15 protein-coding genes are annotated in these 15,886 nt (G+C 71.8%); 10 read left to right on the top strand and 5 right to left on the bottom strand.

Translation table 11 applies throughout. From position 1 onward, the window contains the following. The first annotated feature begins 210 nt into the window (after window positions 1-210). A complete protein-coding gene (locus N5875_RS36140; RefSeq protein WP_338498546.1) occupies window positions 211-1,389 on the top strand; it encodes a hypothetical protein in 1,179 nt (392 codons plus the stop codon). A 6-nt stretch (window positions 1,390-1,395) separates the two neighbouring features. Here the strand turns inward: N5875_RS36140 and N5875_RS36135 are convergent, their stop codons facing one another. After that, window positions 1,396-1,965: an NADPH-dependent FMN reductase gene (locus N5875_RS36135; protein ID WP_318211657.1), complete on the bottom strand. Its 570-nt coding sequence runs from the start codon at window positions 1,963-1,965 to the stop codon at window positions 1,396-1,398. A 206-nt stretch (window positions 1,966-2,171) separates the two neighbouring features. On the opposite strand from N5875_RS36135, the gene N5875_RS36130 reads away from it, so the two are divergent. Next, a complete protein-coding gene (locus tag N5875_RS36130) occupies window positions 2,172-3,554 on the top strand; it encodes an FAD-dependent oxidoreductase (RefSeq protein ID WP_318211656.1) in 1,383 nt (460 codons plus the stop codon). An 80-nt stretch (window positions 3,555-3,634) separates the two neighbouring features. On the opposite strand, the gene N5875_RS36125 is transcribed toward N5875_RS36130, so the two are convergent. Next, entirely contained in the window at window positions 3,635-4,462 is an 828-nt protein-coding gene (locus N5875_RS36125; RefSeq protein ID WP_338498544.1) for a hypothetical protein, read from the bottom strand. Window positions 4,463-4,640: 178 nt separating this feature from the next. On the opposite strand from N5875_RS36125, the gene N5875_RS36120 reads away from it, so the two are divergent. The 3 genes from N5875_RS36120 (at window position 4,641) to N5875_RS36110 (ending at window position 6,725) form a co-directional block, all read left to right on the top strand. After that, on the top strand, window positions 4,641-5,096 hold the full coding sequence (locus N5875_RS36120; protein WP_338498542.1) for a GNAT family N-acetyltransferase: 456 nt from the start codon (window positions 4,641-4,643) through the stop codon (window positions 5,094-5,096). 64 nt (window positions 5,097-5,160) lie between these two features. Further along, window positions 5,161-6,240 (top strand): dihydrodipicolinate reductase, encoded by a 1,080-nt coding sequence (locus tag N5875_RS36115; protein ID WP_318212956.1) that lies wholly within the window; start codon window positions 5,161-5,163, stop codon window positions 6,238-6,240. Further along, on the top strand, window positions 6,237-6,725 hold the full coding sequence (locus N5875_RS36110; protein ID WP_338498540.1) for a carboxymuconolactone decarboxylase family protein: 489 nt from the start codon (window positions 6,237-6,239) through the stop codon (window positions 6,723-6,725). The genes N5875_RS36115 and N5875_RS36110 overlap by 4 nt, the downstream gene beginning before the upstream one ends. Before the next feature lie 58 nt (window positions 6,726-6,783). Here the strand turns inward: N5875_RS36110 and N5875_RS36105 are convergent, their stop codons facing one another. From N5875_RS36105 to N5875_RS36095, 3 genes are all read right to left on the bottom strand, one after another. After that, window positions 6,784-8,427 carry a GMC oxidoreductase gene (locus N5875_RS36105; RefSeq protein WP_318212954.1) on the bottom strand — a complete coding sequence of 548 codons (1,644 nt, stop codon included), beginning with the start codon at window positions 8,425-8,427 and terminating at the stop codon, window positions 6,784-6,786. A 125-nt stretch (window positions 8,428-8,552) separates the two neighbouring features. Continuing rightward, entirely contained in the window at window positions 8,553-9,986 is a 1,434-nt protein-coding gene (locus N5875_RS36100; protein ID WP_318212953.1) for an aspartate ammonia-lyase, read from the bottom strand. Window positions 9,987-10,401: 415 nt separating this feature from the next. Next, window positions 10,402-11,514: an asparaginase gene (locus tag N5875_RS36095; RefSeq protein WP_338498536.1), complete on the bottom strand. Its 1,113-nt coding sequence runs from the start codon at window positions 11,512-11,514 to the stop codon at window positions 10,402-10,404. Between the two features lie 118 nt (window positions 11,515-11,632). On the opposite strand from N5875_RS36095, the gene N5875_RS36090 reads away from it, so the two are divergent. From N5875_RS36090 to N5875_RS36070, 5 genes are all read left to right on the top strand, one after another. After that, on the top strand, window positions 11,633-12,097 hold the full coding sequence (locus tag N5875_RS36090) for an Lrp/AsnC family transcriptional regulator (protein WP_318212809.1): 465 nt from the start codon (window positions 11,633-11,635) through the stop codon (window positions 12,095-12,097). A gap of 243 nt (window positions 12,098-12,340) precedes the next feature. Continuing rightward, the gene (locus N5875_RS36085) at window positions 12,341-13,144 is read left to right on the top strand and encodes an endonuclease (protein WP_318212808.1); all 804 of its coding nucleotides are present in this window, start codon (window positions 12,341-12,343) and stop codon (window positions 13,142-13,144) included. Between the two features lie 365 nt (window positions 13,145-13,509). After that, window positions 13,510-14,040 carry a diaminobutyrate acetyltransferase gene (gene ectA / locus N5875_RS36080; RefSeq protein ID WP_338498532.1) on the top strand — a complete coding sequence of 177 codons (531 nt, stop codon included), beginning with the start codon at window positions 13,510-13,512 and terminating at the stop codon, window positions 14,038-14,040. 53 nt (window positions 14,041-14,093) lie between these two features. Beyond that, a complete protein-coding gene (gene ectB / locus N5875_RS36075) occupies window positions 14,094-15,365 on the top strand; it encodes a diaminobutyrate--2-oxoglutarate transaminase (RefSeq protein WP_338498530.1) in 1,272 nt (423 codons plus the stop codon). A 73-nt stretch (window positions 15,366-15,438) separates the two neighbouring features. Continuing rightward, window positions 15,439-15,855: an ectoine synthase gene (locus N5875_RS36070; protein ID WP_030314862.1), complete on the top strand. Its 417-nt coding sequence runs from the start codon at window positions 15,439-15,441 to the stop codon at window positions 15,853-15,855. The last annotated feature ends 31 nt before the right edge of the window (window positions 15,856-15,886 follow it).

The raw sequence follows: 15,886 nt of genomic DNA, 5'->3' as shown, positions 1-15,886 counted from the left end.
CGTCACGGTAGTCGCGGCCGGGGCTCGGGGGACGACATCGGGAGCTCTGCGGGGTCAGCCGATCGGTTGACCCAGGTGCCGTCCGTCCCGCCGTCGGGCCGGGGCCGGCCGTCGGACCGTGCCCGGCCGTGCGCGGGCGGAGGATCGGGACAGGGTGCGGGCCCGTCCTCGGACGGGCCCGCCCGTGTCCGCCGTACCGAGGAGTCCGACATGACGAAGTACCGCCGAGCGTCCCGTACCGCCCGGGTGCTCCTGCCCGGAGCCGTGGCCGTGGTCCTGCTCGCCGGGTGCGCGCAGGGGTCCGGAGGGTCGGCCTCCGCGACGGGAGCGACATCGCCGGCCGGTGTGTCCCCCGCCAGGACGCCGTCCGCGTCCGGCTCTTCCGTCACCGTGACGCCCGCCCCGACCGGCAAGCCGGCGCCGGGCACGCTCCTGGTCAGCGACTTCGGCTCCGACACCGTGACCTTCGTCGACCCCGCGCGGGGCGCCACCGGCTCGGTCGAGGTGGGCACCGCTCCCTACGGTCTGGTGCTCGGCAAGGACGGGCGGGCCTGGGTGGCGACCGCCGAGGGCGTCGCGGTCGTGGACACGACGACCCGGCAGCGGCTCGCGCTCATCCCGTACGAGACGGACGCGGGTCCCGTGACCACGGGCGAGTACCGGGGCGGCGGCATGGGCATCGCGCTCGCGCCGGACGGGCGCCGGGTGTACGTGGGGGTCAATGTGCCCGGTGGGAACGGCGCCCTGGAGGTGATCGACACGACGGCCCTGCGGGTCACGGACACGGTGCCGGTCGGCCGGCGGCCCTTCGATGTGGACGTGTCACGTGACGGATCCGAGGTGTACGCGACGAACCACGACTCCTTCGACGTCACGATCGTCCCGGCCGGTTCGCTGGAGCCGCGCCGGGTGGAGGTCGCCCCGTACGGCACGGAGGGCGGGCTCGGTTCCTGGCTGAAGCCGCACTACACGGCCGTACGGCCTTCGGACGGAAAGCTGCTGCTGCCCTTCGAGGGCGAGCGGCTCGCGGTCGTCGACCCGCGGACGGGCCGGACGACGATCGAGCCGATGACCGCGAACACCCATCAGCACGGCGCCACGGTGACCGCCGACGGCACGCTCCTCGCGGTGGGCACGGGACCGATCGACCCGGACGAGGACGAGGGGCCCTCCCTGACGGTCCGGACCCCCGGCGGCGCCGAGCGGGTCTACCCCCTGGAGGGGCCGCACGAGGACGTGGCGGTCTCCGAGGACGGGCGCACCGCCTATGTGACCGGCGGGTTCACCCGCGACGGGTACTGGGACGGGCTGAGCGTCGTCGACCTCGACACGGGTGACACGCGCCGGCTCGAAGCGGGTTCACGGCCGCTGGGGGTCGTGGTCCTGTGACCCCGTTCAGCGCTGGGGCAGGACGGTGAGGACCCGTTCGATGAAGGTCTTGAAGTCGGCCATGAAATCGCTCAGGAACTGCTGGGTCGTCGGGTCGGTGACCTCGCCGTCCGGCGTGAAGAGCCCCGGGACGAACTGGATGTAGGCCTCGGGAGCGTTCATCTGCGGGGAGTTGCAGAAGCTCAGCACCGAGCGGAGGCTCTGCTGGGCGACGGCGGTGCCGATCTTGCCGGGCGAGGCGCCGATGACGGCCGACGGCTTGTGGGTGAAGGAGTTGGTGCCCCAGGGGCGGCTCGCCCAGTCGATGGCGTTCTTGAGGCCGCCGGGGATGGACCGGTTGTACTCGGGGGTGACGAAGAGGACGGCGTCGACGGACGCGATGGCGTCCTTGAGGGCGCGGCCCTCGGGCGGGTAGTCCGCGTCGAAGTCGTGGTTGTAGAGCGGGAGGTCCTTGATGGGGATCTCCTGGAACTCCAGGCCCGGCGGCGCCACCCGCAGGAGGGCCCGGGAGAGGATCCTGTTGATGGAGTCCTTCGACAGGCTGCCGACGAAGTAGCCGACCTTGTACGTGGTCATGCCTGGTGTTCCGCCTTCCGGGAGGGGTGCGGTTTCCGCGCGGGGCCTTCGGCAACGTAACCCGCCCGTGGCACCGCTGCGACCGGGCCGAAGCGCACCGGGCCGAAGCGGACCCCGCCGAGGAGCGATCCCGCCGAAGAGCGATCCCGCCGCAATGACGATAAAAAGGGTGAACCACGGACAGTCGGCGGAGAAGGGCGGACAGCGTGACGCGACCGAGGATCCTCGTGGTGGGCGCCGGCTTCGCCGGAGTGGCCTGCGTACGCCGGCTCGAACGGCGCCTCGCGGAGCGGGAGGCGCAGCTCGCACTCCTCTCACCGTTCTCGTACCAGCTGTATCTGCCCCTGCTCCCCCAGGTGGCGGCGGGGGTGCTGACCCCGCAGTCGGTCGCGCTCTCGCTGCGCCGCAGTGAACGGCACCGCACCCGGATCGTGCCCGGTGGTGTGGTCGGCGTGGACACGGCGGCGAAGGCCTGTGTCGTGCGGACGATCGCCGGGGAGTACGTGACCGAGCCGTACGACCATCTCGTGCTCGCGCCCGGCAGCGTGACCCGCAGTTTCGACATCCCCGGGCTCGCCGAGCACGCACGCGGGATGAAGACCCTCGCCGAGGCCGTGTACATCCGCGATCACGTCATCGCGCAGCTCGACCTGGCGGACGCGAGCAACGACGAGGAGGAGCGGGCCGCGCGGCTGCGGTTCGTGGTGGTCGGCGGCGGTTACGCGGGCACGGAGACGGCGGCCTGTCTGCAGCTGCTCACCCACAACGCGATCAAGCGGTATCCGCGCATCGACCCGAAGCTCATCAAGTGGCACCTGGTCGACATCGCGCCGAAGCTGATGCCCGAGCTGGGCGACAAGCTGGGCGCGGCCGCGATGGACATCCTGACGAAGCGCGGCATCGAGGTGTCGTTGGGGGTGTCGGTGGCGTCCGTGGACGAGGAGGCGGTGACGCTCACCGACGGGCGGGTGCTGCCGAGCCGGACGCTGATCTGGACGGCCGGGGTGGCGGCGAGCCCGCTGATCGGCACGCTCGGCGCGGAAACGTTTCGGGGACGGCTCGTGGTCACGGCCGAGATGGCCGTGCCGGGGCTCGACGGTGTGTGGGCCCTCGGAGACGCGGCGGCGGTGCCGGACCTCGCCAAGGGCGAGGAGGGCGCGATCTGTCCGCCGACCGCCCAGCACGCGATGCGGCAGGGCAAGGCGCTCGCCGACAACCTGGTCTCGACGCTGCGCGGCGAGCCGACCCGTCCGTACACCCACAAGGATCTGGGTCTGGTGGTGGACCTCGGCGGGATGGACGGGGTGTCGAAGCCGCTCGGCGTGGAGCTGCACGGGGCGCCCGCGCAGGCCGTGGCGCGTGCCTACCACTGGGCGGCGCTGCGGACCAATGTGGCGAAGACCCGCGTGATGACGAACTGGCTGCTGAACGCCGCGGCCGGGGACGACTTCGTACGGACCGGGTTCCTGGCGTCGAAGTCGGGCACGCTGCGGGACTTCGAGTACACCGACGCGTATCTGACCCCGGAGCAGGTCCGCCTCCACACGGGCGCGTTCCGCGGTGCGGTCGGCAGCGGCGGGGGCAACTGAGGGCACGCGCGCGTGGGGGCGCCTACGCCTGGAACGCGTACGGGGCCGGACACCCGTTCGGTGTCCGCCCCGCGCGTCGTTCAGCGGGCCAGTTCGGGTGCCGGGCCCATGACGATGACGGGCTCCTTGGCCGGGTCGAGGGCGCGGATGAGTTCACGCAGCGACTCGCGTTCGAGGGCCACGCAGGCCTGGGTGGGTCCGCCGTGGTCGACGTGGATCCAGACCCCGCCGCCCTTCCCGGCGCCGAGCGGGCGTTCCTTGTCGAGCGGGGTCCGGCCGGGGACGCGGTTGTAGTCGATGGCGACCACATGGTCGAAGGAGCCTTCGAGGGATTCGCCGGAGAAGCCGGTGCCGCTGATGGCGAACTCGTCGTCCTGGTCGTACGGGAGGCGGGAGCCCGGGTCGGGCAGCCGGCCGCCCGCGTCGCCGAGCCGGAAGACCCCGATGGGGGTGCGCAGGTCGCCGGCGGTGTGGTCGGTGGTCCAGCCGCGCAGCGCGTTGTGGGCGGGCCACGGGCCCGCCGCCTCCACCCAGCGGCCGCCGGGGGCCTTCTCGTAGAGGGTCGCCGTGGAGGTGTTGTCGTCGGCGGTGGCGCCGGTGACGACGAGGGCCTGGGTGGTGCCGTCGGGGACGAAGGCCTGGGTGGCGGGGCCGACGCCGGGGAGCCGGGGGGCGGGGACGGGCGCGGAGGCGATGCTGCTCGTCGGCTCCCCCGGCCCGCCGGCCTCGCGTGCCGCGCCGGGCGGCGCGCCCGCGGGGCGGGAGTCCCCGGCGGGCGGGGCCGAGGCGGCCGTCCCCGCGGGTGCGGCGGGGGCGGGGGGCGCGGTGTTCGCGCAGCCGCTGAGCAGCAGGGCCGCGCACAGTGTGCCGGCGCCGAGCAGCGCGGGGGCGCCCTTGTGGACGGACATGGACGGATCCTCCTGGCCGGGGGCAATGCGTGGATCCGTACCCGTTCGGTGGGCGGCCCTGCGGCGGTTCCGGCGCCCTCACCCGTACGGCCGCGTCCGGCGGAGTCTCCGTCGGGTGCTGCCGTCCCGCGGCCGCATGCGGTTGACCGGGCCGGACGGGGCACGCTTTCCTGTTCGGATGAACGATCTTCGTATCGAGCCGGCCCGGAGCGAGGACCGGCTCGCTGACTGGCGGGCCATTCACAACACGATCATCCCGACGGCCGTCCTCTCCCCCGACGAGGTGCGCGAGCGCGCGGGCCGCCACCGGCTGGAGGTCGCGTATCTCGGGGAGGTGGCGGTGGGGTGTTCGACGGTGCGTCCGCCGGACGAGGAGACCCCGGCGGCGACCGTCATCGCGCGGACGCTGCCCGGGTTCCGGCGGCGGGGAATCGGGACCGCGCTGTACGAGCGGGGGCTCGCGCACGCGCGGACGCTGAGCGACGAGGGCGTGGAGACGGTCGTGCTTGCCTCCAACGAGGAGGGGCTGCGGTTCGCACTCGCGCGCGGTTTCGTCGAGGTGGAGCGGTACGTCCTGCCCGGCGACACGGTGCCGTTCGTGACGCTGCGGCTGGCCGCACAGGACCAGATCTGACGATTCGTCAGATTGTCGCGTCACAGGTCTGGGAACCTTCGGGGCCCGGCGCTACCCTCCGCGCATGATTCGGACGGTGGTGTGGGGTACCGGAAATGTCGGGCGCGCGGCGATCCGCGCCGTGGACGCCCATCCAGGGCTCGAACTCGCGGCCGTGCTGGTCTCCGATCCGGCGAAGGTCGGACGGGACGCGGGCCGGCTCGCGGGGCTCGGCCACGACCTCGGGGTCGTGGCCGTCGACGATGTGGGCGCGGTGCTCGACGAGCGGCCGGGGGCGGTGGTGTACGCGGCTTCCGGCGACACCCGGCCCGACGGGGCGCTCGACGACGTGGCGCGCGCGGTGCGGACGGGCGCGGTGGTGGTGACCCCCGCGCTGTATCCGCTCTACGACCAGCGCAACGCACCGCCCGAGTTCCGGGATCCGGTGCTCGCGGCCGTCGCCGAGGGCGGCGGTTCGCTGTTCGTGTCCGGGGTGGACCCGGGCTGGGGCAACGACGTCCTGCCGTTGCTCGTGAGCGGGCTCGGCAGCACGGTGGACGTGATCCGCTGTCAGGAGATCTTCGACTACTCGACGTACGAGCAGGAGGAGTCGGTCCGGGACCTGATCGGGATGGGCCGGCCGCTGGACTACGAGCCGCCGATGCTGCTGCCGTCGGTGCCGACGATGGTGTGGGGCGGGCAGATACGCCTGATGGCCCGCGCGCTCGGCGCCGAGCTCGACGAGATCCGCGAGACGGTGGACCGGCGTCCGCTGGAGTCGACCGTGAAGACGCGGACGATGGGGGTCTTCGAGGCGGGTACGCAGGGCGCGATCCGCTTCGAGGTGCAGGGCATCGTCGGCGGGGAGCCCCGCCTCGTGATCGAGCACGTGACCCGGATCCATCCCTCGTGCGCGCCGGACTGGCCGGTGCCGCCGGACGGCGCGGGGGCGCACCGGGTGATCGTCGAGGGCAGCCCGCGGATCGAGGTGACGGTGGCGGCGACCGCCGAGGACGAGAACCGCTCTGCGGGCGGCAACGCGACGGCGGTGGGCCGGCTGGTCGGGGCGATCGACTGGCTGGTGGCGGCGGAACCGGGACTGTACGACGCGCTGGACGTGCCGTTGCGGCCGGCGGTCGGGAAGCTGGGAAGGAGACCGCGGTGATCATCGACATTCCCGAGGGCCAGGAGCCGATCGGATACGTGTGGGGCGACATGGTCCCGGAGATCGGGACGGCGGCGGCGAACTTCTCGCTGTCGGTGTACGCCCATACGACGCTGGGGCTGCGCGAGTTCGAGGCGGCGCGGCTGCGGATCGCGCAGATCAACGGCTGCGGCTTCTGTCTGGACTGGCGTACCGACCGGGACGGGGTGAAGGTCGAGGAGGGCTTCGACGAGGTCGTCGCGGCATGGCGGGAGACGGAGGTCTCGGAGAGCTTCGACGAGCGGACGCGGCTCGCGGCCGAGTACGCGGAGCGGTACGCGCTGGACCATCACGGTCTCGACGACGCGTTCTGGAAGCGGATGACGGCCCGGTACAGCCAGACGGAGATCGTGGAGCTGACGATGAGTCTGGGCTCGTGGCTGGCGTTCGGGCGGCTCAACCGGGTGCTCGGGCTCGACGAGGTGTGCGTGCTGCCGACGCACTGAACCGGGACGCAGGAGGGGCCGGCCGGGATTCCGGCCGGCCCCTCCTCGGCACGGTCGGTCAGAAGTCCTCGGCGACGATCCGTTCGATGTTGCGTTCGGCGAGGGCCGTGATGGTGACGAAGGGGTTGACGCTGGCGTTGCCGGGGATCAGGGATCCGTCGATGACGTACAGCCCGGAGTAGCCGTGGAGGCGTCCGTGGTTGTCGGTCGCCCTGCCCAGGACGGCACCGCCGAGCGGGTGGTACGTGAGGTGGTCGCCCCAGATCTTGTACGCGCCGAAGAGGTCGGTGCGGTAGATCGTGCCCTCCTTGGAGTTGATCTTGTCGAAGATGGTCTTGGCGGCGTCGATGGAGGTCTGCTTCCAGGCCCTGTCCCAGCTCAGGTCGACCTTGCCGGTGGCCGGGTTCCAGGTGAACTGGGCGCGGTGGGGGGTCTTGGTGATGGAGAGGTAGAAGGAGGCGTAGGTCTCGATGCCGGTGGGCAGCGGGGCGACCTCGGCGAAGGCGCCGCCCGCGTCCCAGTTGTCGATGCCCGCGGTGGGCATGGCGGACTGGAGCTTGCCGGTCGGGTCCCACATGTGGTTGGCGCGGCCGCACATGACGTTGCCGTTGTCGCCCCAGCCCTTGCCGATCTCGTTGTTGAGGGCGGGGAGGGCGCCGGTGGCCTTGAGACGGGTGAGGAGCTTGCTCGTGCCGATGCTTCCGGCGGCGAAGAAGACCGTGTCGGCGGTGACGGTCTTGCTCGCGAGGGTGGCGCCCGTGGTGTCGATCTGGTCGATGGCGACGGTGTAGCCGCCGCCGGCCGCCGGGGTGACGGAGGTGACCTTGTGCAGGGCGGAGACGGTGACACGGCCGGTGGCGGCGGCCTGGGCCAGATAGGTCTTCTGGAGGGTCTTCTTGCCGGCGTTGTTGCCGTAGATGACCTCGCCGTCGAGGGCGGACTTCGGGGCGGCCCCGGCGGCCTCCTGCTTCATGTAGTCCCAGTCGTAGACGTTCGGGACGAACACGAAGGGGAAGCCGGAGCGCTGGGCGTGCTTGCGGCCGACGCGGGCGTACTGGTAGCAGGCGGTGCTCTCCCACCAGGCCTGGTCGACCTCGGTGACGCCGAGTCCGGCGTTGGCGCGCGGGTAGTAGGTCGCGTACATCTCGGCCGCGTCCACGGTGGGCAGGATGGCCGCGAAGTTCTCGCGGCGCGGGGTGACGGCCATGCCGCCGTTGACGAGGGAGCCGCCGCCGACACCCCTGCCCTGGTAGACGGTGATGCCGGCGAAGTCCTCGGCGTCGAGGATGCCCGTGTGCCGCGGGACGTCCTTGTCGAGGGGGAAGCCGAGGAAGTTGCTCAGCGGCTGCTTGGTGCGGGTCCGCAGCCAGAAGGACCGGTAGTCGGGCCGGGTGGTGTTGGCGAAGATCTTGCCGTCGGGTCCGGGGGTGTCCCAGGCCATGCCCATCTCGACCATGTGGACGGCGACGCCCGCGCGGGCGAGCCGGAGGGCGGCGACGGAGCCGCCGTATCCGGTGCCGATGACGAGGGCGGGCACGTGGGCGCCGGTGGGGATGGGGGTGTCGGTGAGGCGGGCTTCGGCGTGGGCCGGGGTGCCGTGGCCGACGAGGGCGGCAGCACCGAGAACAGAACCTGTTCCCGCGAGGAATCTGCGGCGATTGACGCCGCCGATTCCCCTTGCGGGCAGGGGGTGTTCGCTCATGTGATGTTCCTCACTCAGAGGCGAATGGGAACATGTTCTACTGTCGGCCATCGGGGAAGTCACGAGAAACCGACGGGTAACTTCCGGCCACCGCCCCACGCGAACACGCCGCGCCGGATACCGGTTCAGGCGAGCGCGGGACCCGGGGCTCCGGTGAGGCGCTCCGGGGTGAGCAGCTCGGCGAGGCGATCGGCGGGCAGCAGGCCCTTCTCCAGGGTGAGTTCGACGACTCCGCGCCCGGTGGCGAGCGCCTCCTGCGCGATGGCGGTGGCCGCGGTGTAGCCGAGGTGCGGGTTGAGCGCGGTGGCGAGACCGATGGAGTTCTCGACGGCCGCCCGGAGCGCCTCGGTGTTGGCGGTGATGCCGCTGACGCAGCGGTCGGCGAGGGTCAGGCAGGCGGCGCGCAGGGAGAGGAGGCTCTTCGACAGGGCGTGGAAGATGACCGGTTCGAAGGCGTTGAGCTGGAGCTGCCCGGCCTCGGCGGCCATGGTGATGGTGATGTCGTTGCCGATCACCTCGAAGGCGACCTGGTTGACGACCTCGGGGATCACCGGGTTGACCTTGCCGGGCATGATGCTGGAACCGGCCTGGACCGGGGGCAGGTTGATCTCGTTGAGCCCGGCGCGCGGGCCCGAGGAGAGCAGCCGCAGGTCGTTGCAGGTCTTGGAGAGCTTGACCGCGATGCGCTTGAGCACCCCGGAGAGCTGGACGAAGGCGCCGCAGTCCTGGGTGGCCTCGATCAGGTTGGCGGAGGTGACGAGCGGCAGGCCGGTCAGCTCGGCGAGGTGGCGGCGGGCGGTCTCGGCGTAGCCGGGGGCGGCGTTGAGGCCGGTGCCGATGGCGGTGGCCCCGAGGTTGATCTCGTGGATGAGCTCGACGGCCTCGGCGAGCCGGCTGCGGTCCTCCTCCAGCATCACGGCGTACGTGGAGAACTCCTGGCCCAGCGTCATGGGCACCGCGTCCTGGAGCTGGGTGCGGCCCATCTTGACGACCTCGCGGAACTCCAGGGCCTTGGCGGCGAAGGCGTCCTGGAGCACGGCCATGGCGAGGAGGAGTTCACGGGCGGCGCCGATCGCCGCGATGCGGATGGCGGTCGGGTAGACGTCGTTGGTCGACTGGCCGAGGTTGACGTCCTCGTTGGGGTGGAGGCGGTCGTAGTCGCCCTTGGCGTGGCCGAGGAGTTCCAGGGCGCGGTTGGCGACGACCTCGTTGGCGTTCATGTTGGTGGAGGTGCCCGCGCCGCCCTGGACGACATCCACGACGAACTGGTCGTGGAGCGCTCCCGTACGGATCTCCCGGCAGGCACCGGCGATGGCGGCGGCCTTGTCGGCGGGCAGCAGCCCCAGCTCCTCGTTGGCTCGGGCCGCGGCCTCCTTGACGGCGGCGAGCGCGTCGATCAGGAGCGGGTAGACGGAGATGGGCATGCCGGTGACGGTGAAGTTCTCGGTGGCGCGCAGGGTGTGGACACCCCAGTAGGCGTCGGCGGGAACGTCCCGGTCGCCGAGCAGATCGTGCTCGCGACGGGCGGGAACGGGGTGCGGGGCCGGTGCGGGAACCATGGAGGAGGCCGTCCTTGAGGGGTGGGGAGGGTGGAGGCGCGCGTCGCGGATGGCGGCGCCGGAGTTGACGGGAAGGCGGTGGGTGGTGTCGGCGGGGCGTGCCGGAGGGCCCGCCCCGGTGCACGCGCACGCGTGGGGGCGGGGCCGTGTCAAGAGGTACGCGGGCCGTCCCTGCGCTGCCCGCGGTCGCGCGGGCGCGTGCGGGCGCCGGTGACGGGCGGGCGCGTACGGGCAACGGTGACGGACGGGCGGGCGGGCGGACGTGCGGGCGGGCGGGCGGGCGGTGAAGGCTGGCGGCCCCCGCCTCGGGGCCGTACGACCGCGGGCCCGGGAGCAGCCCTGCGAAGGTTGGCTCCGGCTCGCGGGCGGGCGGGGGGTGCGCCGCCCGCGAGCCGGGGTTCTGGGGTGCGCCGGGTCAGGCGCGGGCGGCGACCGCCGAGGCCGAGCGGGAGCCGCCGGTGGCGAGGGCCGGTTCCGCGCGGACGGGCCCGTCGAGGAGGCGTCGCAGCAGCGCGGTGCTGCGAGCGGGGTCGCCCGCGCCGCCGCCGTCGGCGAGGAGCGTCGCGAGGAGGGCGATCCGGGCCTGCGCGGCGCGGAGCGTGCCGGTGAGCAGGGCTCCGGCGGCGACGAGGTCGACGGCCCCGCCGCCGGTGTAGATCTCGGCGAGCGGCCCGGCCGGGACGCGAGTGGTCACGGCGACGAGGACGCCCTGGGCGACCGCGTCGGCCACGGCGGCGGCGATCTCGGGGGTGGCGTTGCCCGCGCCGGTGGCGACGAGGACGATGCCCCGGGCGCCGGCGCCGACGGCCGCGTTCAGCAGGAAGGGGTCGCCGTCGGAGTGGTGCGTGACGATGGCGACCCGGGGCAGCGGAACGGCGTCGGGGGCGTCGGGGTCCGCCTTGTACGCGGCGGCGGGCAGCGGCAGGGGCGTCGGGCGCTCCGGCTGCCGCTCGATGTCGACGCGGGAGAAGCCGACGCGGCCCAGGCGCTCGGCGGACGGGTCGGAGAAGGCGTCGGCGGCGAGCGTCTGCGTCTTGACGGTGCCGCGGGCGGCGTGGACGCGTCCGTCGAAGACGACGAGGACGCCGAGGTCGCTGACGGAGGAGGCGACCTGGAGCGCGTCGTAGAGGTTGCCGGGGCCGTCCCCGTCGCCGGTGCCGAAGGGACGCTGGGCGCCGGTGAGGACGACCGGGCGGACGTCGGTGTGGTGGAGGTCCAGGAAGAACGCGGTTTCTTCGAGGGTGTCGGTGCCGTGGGTGATCACGATGCCGTCGACGCCGGGGTCGGCGAGGGTCTCGTGGACGGTCCGCAGCAGGGCCAGCTGATGGGCCGCGGTGATACGGGAGCTGTTGACGTTGAAGAGGTCGACGACCTCGACGGTGACGCCCTCGGGAAGCGGAGCGGTGGCCAGGACGTCGTTGCCGGAGGCGTCTGCCGCGTAACCGGTGCCCTGCCAACGGCTGGCGATCGTTCCCCCGGTACTGATGACGACGATCCGGCGCGTTGCCCCGTCGTTCGTCCGCTTCATGCCTGCCGCCCTTACTCCGTACCGAAATCGCCCTGCTCCGCAACGATAGGACAGAAGGCGCGCAAGGCGATTGCGAAGTTGACCGCCGTACCGTTTCTCCGTGGTGGATAATTGCGCCATGGACCGAATTGATCTCCACATCTTGCGCGAGCTCCAGAACGACGGCCGGCTGAGCAACCAGGAGCTGGCCCAGCGGGTGGGGCTCAGCCCGTCCCCCTGTCTGCGCCGGGTGCGTCAGCTGGAGCAGGACGGGGTGATCCAGGGGTACCGGGCGATCATCGATCCCGAGGCGGTGGGGCGGGGCTTCGAGGTGCTCGTCTCGGTGGAGGTGCGGCGGGACCGGGAGACCGTGGAGGCCTTCGAGGAGGCGCTCCAGGACGTGCCGGACGTCATCGAGGCGTACCGGCTGTTCGGGAGCCCCGGCTGTCTGCTGCGGATCGCGGTCGCCGATCTCGCGGCGTACGAGCGGCTGTGGATCGAGCGGCTGACGACCCTGACCGGGGTGACCGAGGTCAACTCGCAGATCATCATGAAGCGCATCAAGGAGCCGAAGGGGATGCCGGTGGACAGCCGGGGCGACTGAGGCCGCCCCGAACGCCCACGACCCGGCGAGGACGAGCCCTGGAGGAACCTCGGGGCGAGCCTGACGGAACCCCTCGGTTCCGCCATATGCGAACTCGTCATGGAACAGCCTCCTCCCCGTTACATGACAGGTACCTGTCGTGTGCCACTCTCCCGATGACACGAAGTCAACACGCGTAGACAGCGGAATCGTTGAGCCGACGCCCGCCGTCCCACGCGTACCGTCCCCGGGAAAGGGCCCCCCATGTCCGTTGTGCGGATCGGCAGATGGAAGGTGTGGGCAGCGGCCGTCGCCGCCACCCTCGTCGGCGTCACGCTCCCCACGGTCGCCGCTACCCCCGCCGGCGCCACCACCCCCGCGTACGACAGCACGTACTACAAGAACGCGATCGGCAAGACCGGCACGAGCCTCAAGTCCTCGCTGCACACCATCATCAGCAGCCAGAGCAAGATCTCGTACGACGCGGTCTGGAACGCGCTGAAGGTCGCCGACCAGGACCCCAACAACACCAACAACGTCATCCTGCTCTACAGCGGGACCTCGCGGAGCAAGAGCCTCAACGGCGGCGACGTCGGCGACTGGAACCGCGAGCACACCTGGGCCCAGTCCCACGGCAACTTCGGCACCTCGGCCGGCCCGGGCACCGACCTGCACCACCTGCGGGCCTGCGACGTCCAGATCAACAGCATCCGGGGCAACAAGGACTGGGACAACGGCGGCAGCGCGGTCAGCGGCGCTCCCGGCAGCTACACGGACAGCGACTCGTTCGAGCCGCGCGACGCCGACAAGGGCGACGTGGCCCGGATGATCCTCTACATGGCCGTCCGCTACGAGGGCGACGACGCCTGGGCCGACCTGGAGCCCAACGAGTCGACCACCAACGGCAGCGTCCGCTTCCACGGCCGCCTCTCGATCCTGAAGCAGTGGAACGAACAGGACCCGCCGAGCGCCTTCGAGGAGCGTCGCAACGACGTCATCTTCACCACCTACCAGGGCAACCGGAACCCGTTCATCGACCACCCGGAGTGGGTCGAGGCGATCTGGTAGGCCGCGCGTCACAGCGGTGAACGGAGCCGGGCCGGGGTCGTCGTACCCGGCCCGGCTCCGGCATGTTCCGCGTCGGGTACGTCAGGCACCGCACGCGGACAGACCCCTACACCTGACCGCTGCGGCCTCCTTCAAACGTCAAATGGCGGATGTTCTCACGCTCTTGGCGCGAAAGACGGACACCCCCAAGAGACGTTACCAGTCCGTTATAAACGGTGGATACGCCCCGTTTTGATGGCCTTTTCCGTGCGACGTGGCACACATTCCCGCCACGGAGGGGGCCGACGCATCTATCACGGCCTCGTGTCCGTAACAAGCCCCTCGGACCAGGAAGTTCCGAGATCCACTGAGTAGCTTCGGCGCCCATGACCCCGTTGACCACTGGCCGTACGACCACGACTCCCCGCACGACTCCCCCGACGATCGCGGACGGCGCCGAGCTCTGGCGGATCGCCCGCGGCTCGGGCGAACTCGACCTCAACTCGCCCTACAGCTATCTGCTGTGGTGCCGCGACTTCGCCGACACGACCGCGATCGCCCGTGACGCCTCCGGACGCCCGATCGGTTTCGTGACCGGCTATCTGCGCCCCGACGAGCCGGACACCCTCTTCGTCTGGCAGATCGCCGTCGAGGGTTCGCACCGCGGAAGCGGGGTAGCCGGGACCCTGCTCGACGCTCTGTCCGCGCGGGTCGCGGCCGAGCACGGGACCAGCAGGATCGAGGCGACCGTCACCCCGGGGAACCTGGCCTCCGACCGGCTGTTCCGCTCGTTCGCACGTCGCCACGGCGCGGAGGTGACACAGGAGGTCCTGTTCCCGGCCGCCGCGTTCCCCGCGGCGGGACACGGGTCCGAGGTGCTGTACCGCATCGGCCCCCTCGGCCCGCCGGTCTCCTGAGCCGTCGATCGCGCACGCCAGACCCCCGTACCCCACTCTGGAGAAGAGACTTCGTGACCCTGACCGACATCGCCATGCCCTCCGTCTTCGAGACCGTCGAATCGGAGGTCCGCAGCTACTGCCGCGCCTGGCCCGTCGTCTTCGAGCGCGCCAGTGGCAGCAGGCTGTACGACGAGCACGGGCGTCCGTACCTCGACTTCTTCGCCGGCGCCGGCTCGCTGAACTACGGCCACAACAATCCCGTGCTCAAGCGGGCCCTCCTCGAATACCTCGGCAACGACGGCGTCACCCACGGCCTCGACATGTCGACCACCGCCAAACGCGACTTCCTGGAGACCTTCCACAGCACCGTCCTGGAGCCCCGCGCCCTGCCCTACAAGGTGATGTTCCCGGGCCCCACGGGCACCAACGCCGTGGAGGCGGCGCTGAAGCTCGCCCGCAAGGTCACCGGGCGGCAGACCGTCGTCTCCTTCACCAACGCCTTCCACGGCATGTCGCTCGGCTCGCTCGCCGTCACCGGGAACGCCGCCAAGCGGGCCGGCGCGGGCGTCCCGCTGAGCCATGCCATCCGCATGCCCTTCGACGACTACCTCGACGGGCAGCTCCCCGACTTCCTCTGGTTCGAGCGGCTCCTCAACGACGCCGGCTCCGGCCTCGACCACCCCGCCGCCGTGATCGTCGAGACCGTCCAGGGCGAGGGCGGCATCAACGTCGCACGGGCCGAGTGGCTGCGCGCGCTCGCGGAGCTCTGCCGCCGGCACGAGATGCTCCTCATCGTCGACGACATCCAGATGGGCTGCGGCCGCACCGGCGACTTCTTCTCCTTCGAGGAGGCGGGCATCACGCCCGACATCGTCACCCTGTCCAAGTCCATCAGCGGCTACGGCCTGCCCATGGCCCTCTGCCTGTTCCGGCCGGAGCTCGACGTCTGGCAGCCCGGCGAGCACAACGGGACCTTCCGCGGCAACAACCCCGCGTTCGTCACCGCCACGGCCGCCCTCGACGCCTACTGGCGCGACGGCGCCCTGCGCGCGCGCACCCTGGGCCGGGCGGACCGGGTGGAGCGCGCCCTCCTCGACCTGTGCGGGGGCGACGGGCGCACCGGCCTCTCCGTCCGCGGCCGCGGACTGGTGTGGGGCCTGGAGTTCGCCGACGGGGAGCGCGCCGACGCCGTGTGCCGACGCGCCTTCGAGACCGGCCTCCTGGTGGAGACCTCGGGTCCGCGCGGCGAGGTGGTCAAGCTGCTGCCGCCGCTGACCGCGACGGACGACGAACTCGACGAGGGCCTCGGGATCCTGGCCCGCTCCGTCCGCCACACCGCCTGACCCCTCTCCCGACCCGACGTTCCGACGGCCGGCCGACCGGTCGGCCCGATGACCCGAAAGGCAGTCGTACCCCATGATCGTCCGTACCTTCGACGAGCTGGAGAACACCGAGCGGCACGTGAGGGCCGCCTCCGGCACCTGGGAGAGCAAGCGCATCGTCCTGGCCCGTGAGCGGGTCGGGTTCTCCCTCCACGAGACGGTGCTGTACGCCGGCACCGAGACCGCCATGTGGTACGCGAACCACGTCGAGGCCGTCGTCTGCACGGCCGGCGAGGCCGAGCTCACCGACCACGAGACGGGCCGCACGTACACGATCGTGCCCGGAACGATGTACCTGCTCGACGGGCACGAGCGCCACACCCTCAAGGTCAAGGCCGACTTCCGCTGCCTGTGCGTCTTCAACCCGCCCGTGACGGGGCGCGAGGACCACGACGAGAACGGCGTCTACCCGCTGCTGACCGAGCCCGAGCCCGCATCCGACGACGTCTGAGCCCGGCGCGCCCCCCGGCCCGAAGCCGACA

The organism is Streptomyces sp. SJL17-4, assembly GCF_036826855.1.
GTDB lineage: Bacteria > Actinomycetota > Actinomycetes > Streptomycetales > Streptomycetaceae > Streptomyces.
The sequence above is the reverse complement of the archived record's forward strand: the minus strand, read 5'-3'. Positions and strand labels throughout refer to the sequence as shown.

Coding starts and splice junctions, on each gene's coding strand:
- N5875_RS36140 (WP_338498546.1), top strand. CDS start 211: ATGACGAAGTACCGCCGAGCGTCCCGTACCGCCCGGGTGCTCCTGCCC.
- N5875_RS36135 (WP_318211657.1), bottom strand. CDS start 1,965: ATGACCACGTACAAGGTCGGCTACTTCGTCGGCAGCCTGTCGAAGGAC.
- N5875_RS36125 (WP_338498544.1), bottom strand. CDS start 4,462: ATGTCCGTCCACAAGGGCGCCCCCGCGCTGCTCGGCGCCGGCACACTG.
- N5875_RS36120 (WP_338498542.1), top strand. CDS start 4,641: ATGAACGATCTTCGTATCGAGCCGGCCCGGAGCGAGGACCGGCTCGCT.
- N5875_RS36115 (WP_318212956.1), top strand. CDS start 5,161: ATGATTCGGACGGTGGTGTGGGGTACCGGAAATGTCGGGCGCGCGGCG.
- N5875_RS36105 (WP_318212954.1), bottom strand. CDS start 8,427: ATGAGCGAACACCCCCTGCCCGCAAGGGGAATCGGCGGCGTCAATCGC.
- N5875_RS36100 (WP_318212953.1), bottom strand. CDS start 9,986: ATGGTTCCCGCACCGGCCCCGCACCCCGTTCCCGCCCGTCGCGAGCAC.
- N5875_RS36095 (WP_338498536.1), bottom strand. CDS start 11,514: ATGAAGCGGACGAACGACGGGGCAACGCGCCGGATCGTCGTCATCAGT.
- N5875_RS36090 (WP_318212809.1), top strand. CDS start 11,633: ATGGACCGAATTGATCTCCACATCTTGCGCGAGCTCCAGAACGACGGC.
- N5875_RS36085 (WP_318212808.1), top strand. CDS start 12,341: ATGTCCGTTGTGCGGATCGGCAGATGGAAGGTGTGGGCAGCGGCCGTC.
- ectA (WP_338498532.1), top strand. CDS start 13,510: ATGACCCCGTTGACCACTGGCCGTACGACCACGACTCCCCGCACGACT.
- N5875_RS36070 (WP_030314862.1), top strand. CDS start 15,439: ATGATCGTCCGTACCTTCGACGAGCTGGAGAACACCGAGCGGCACGTG.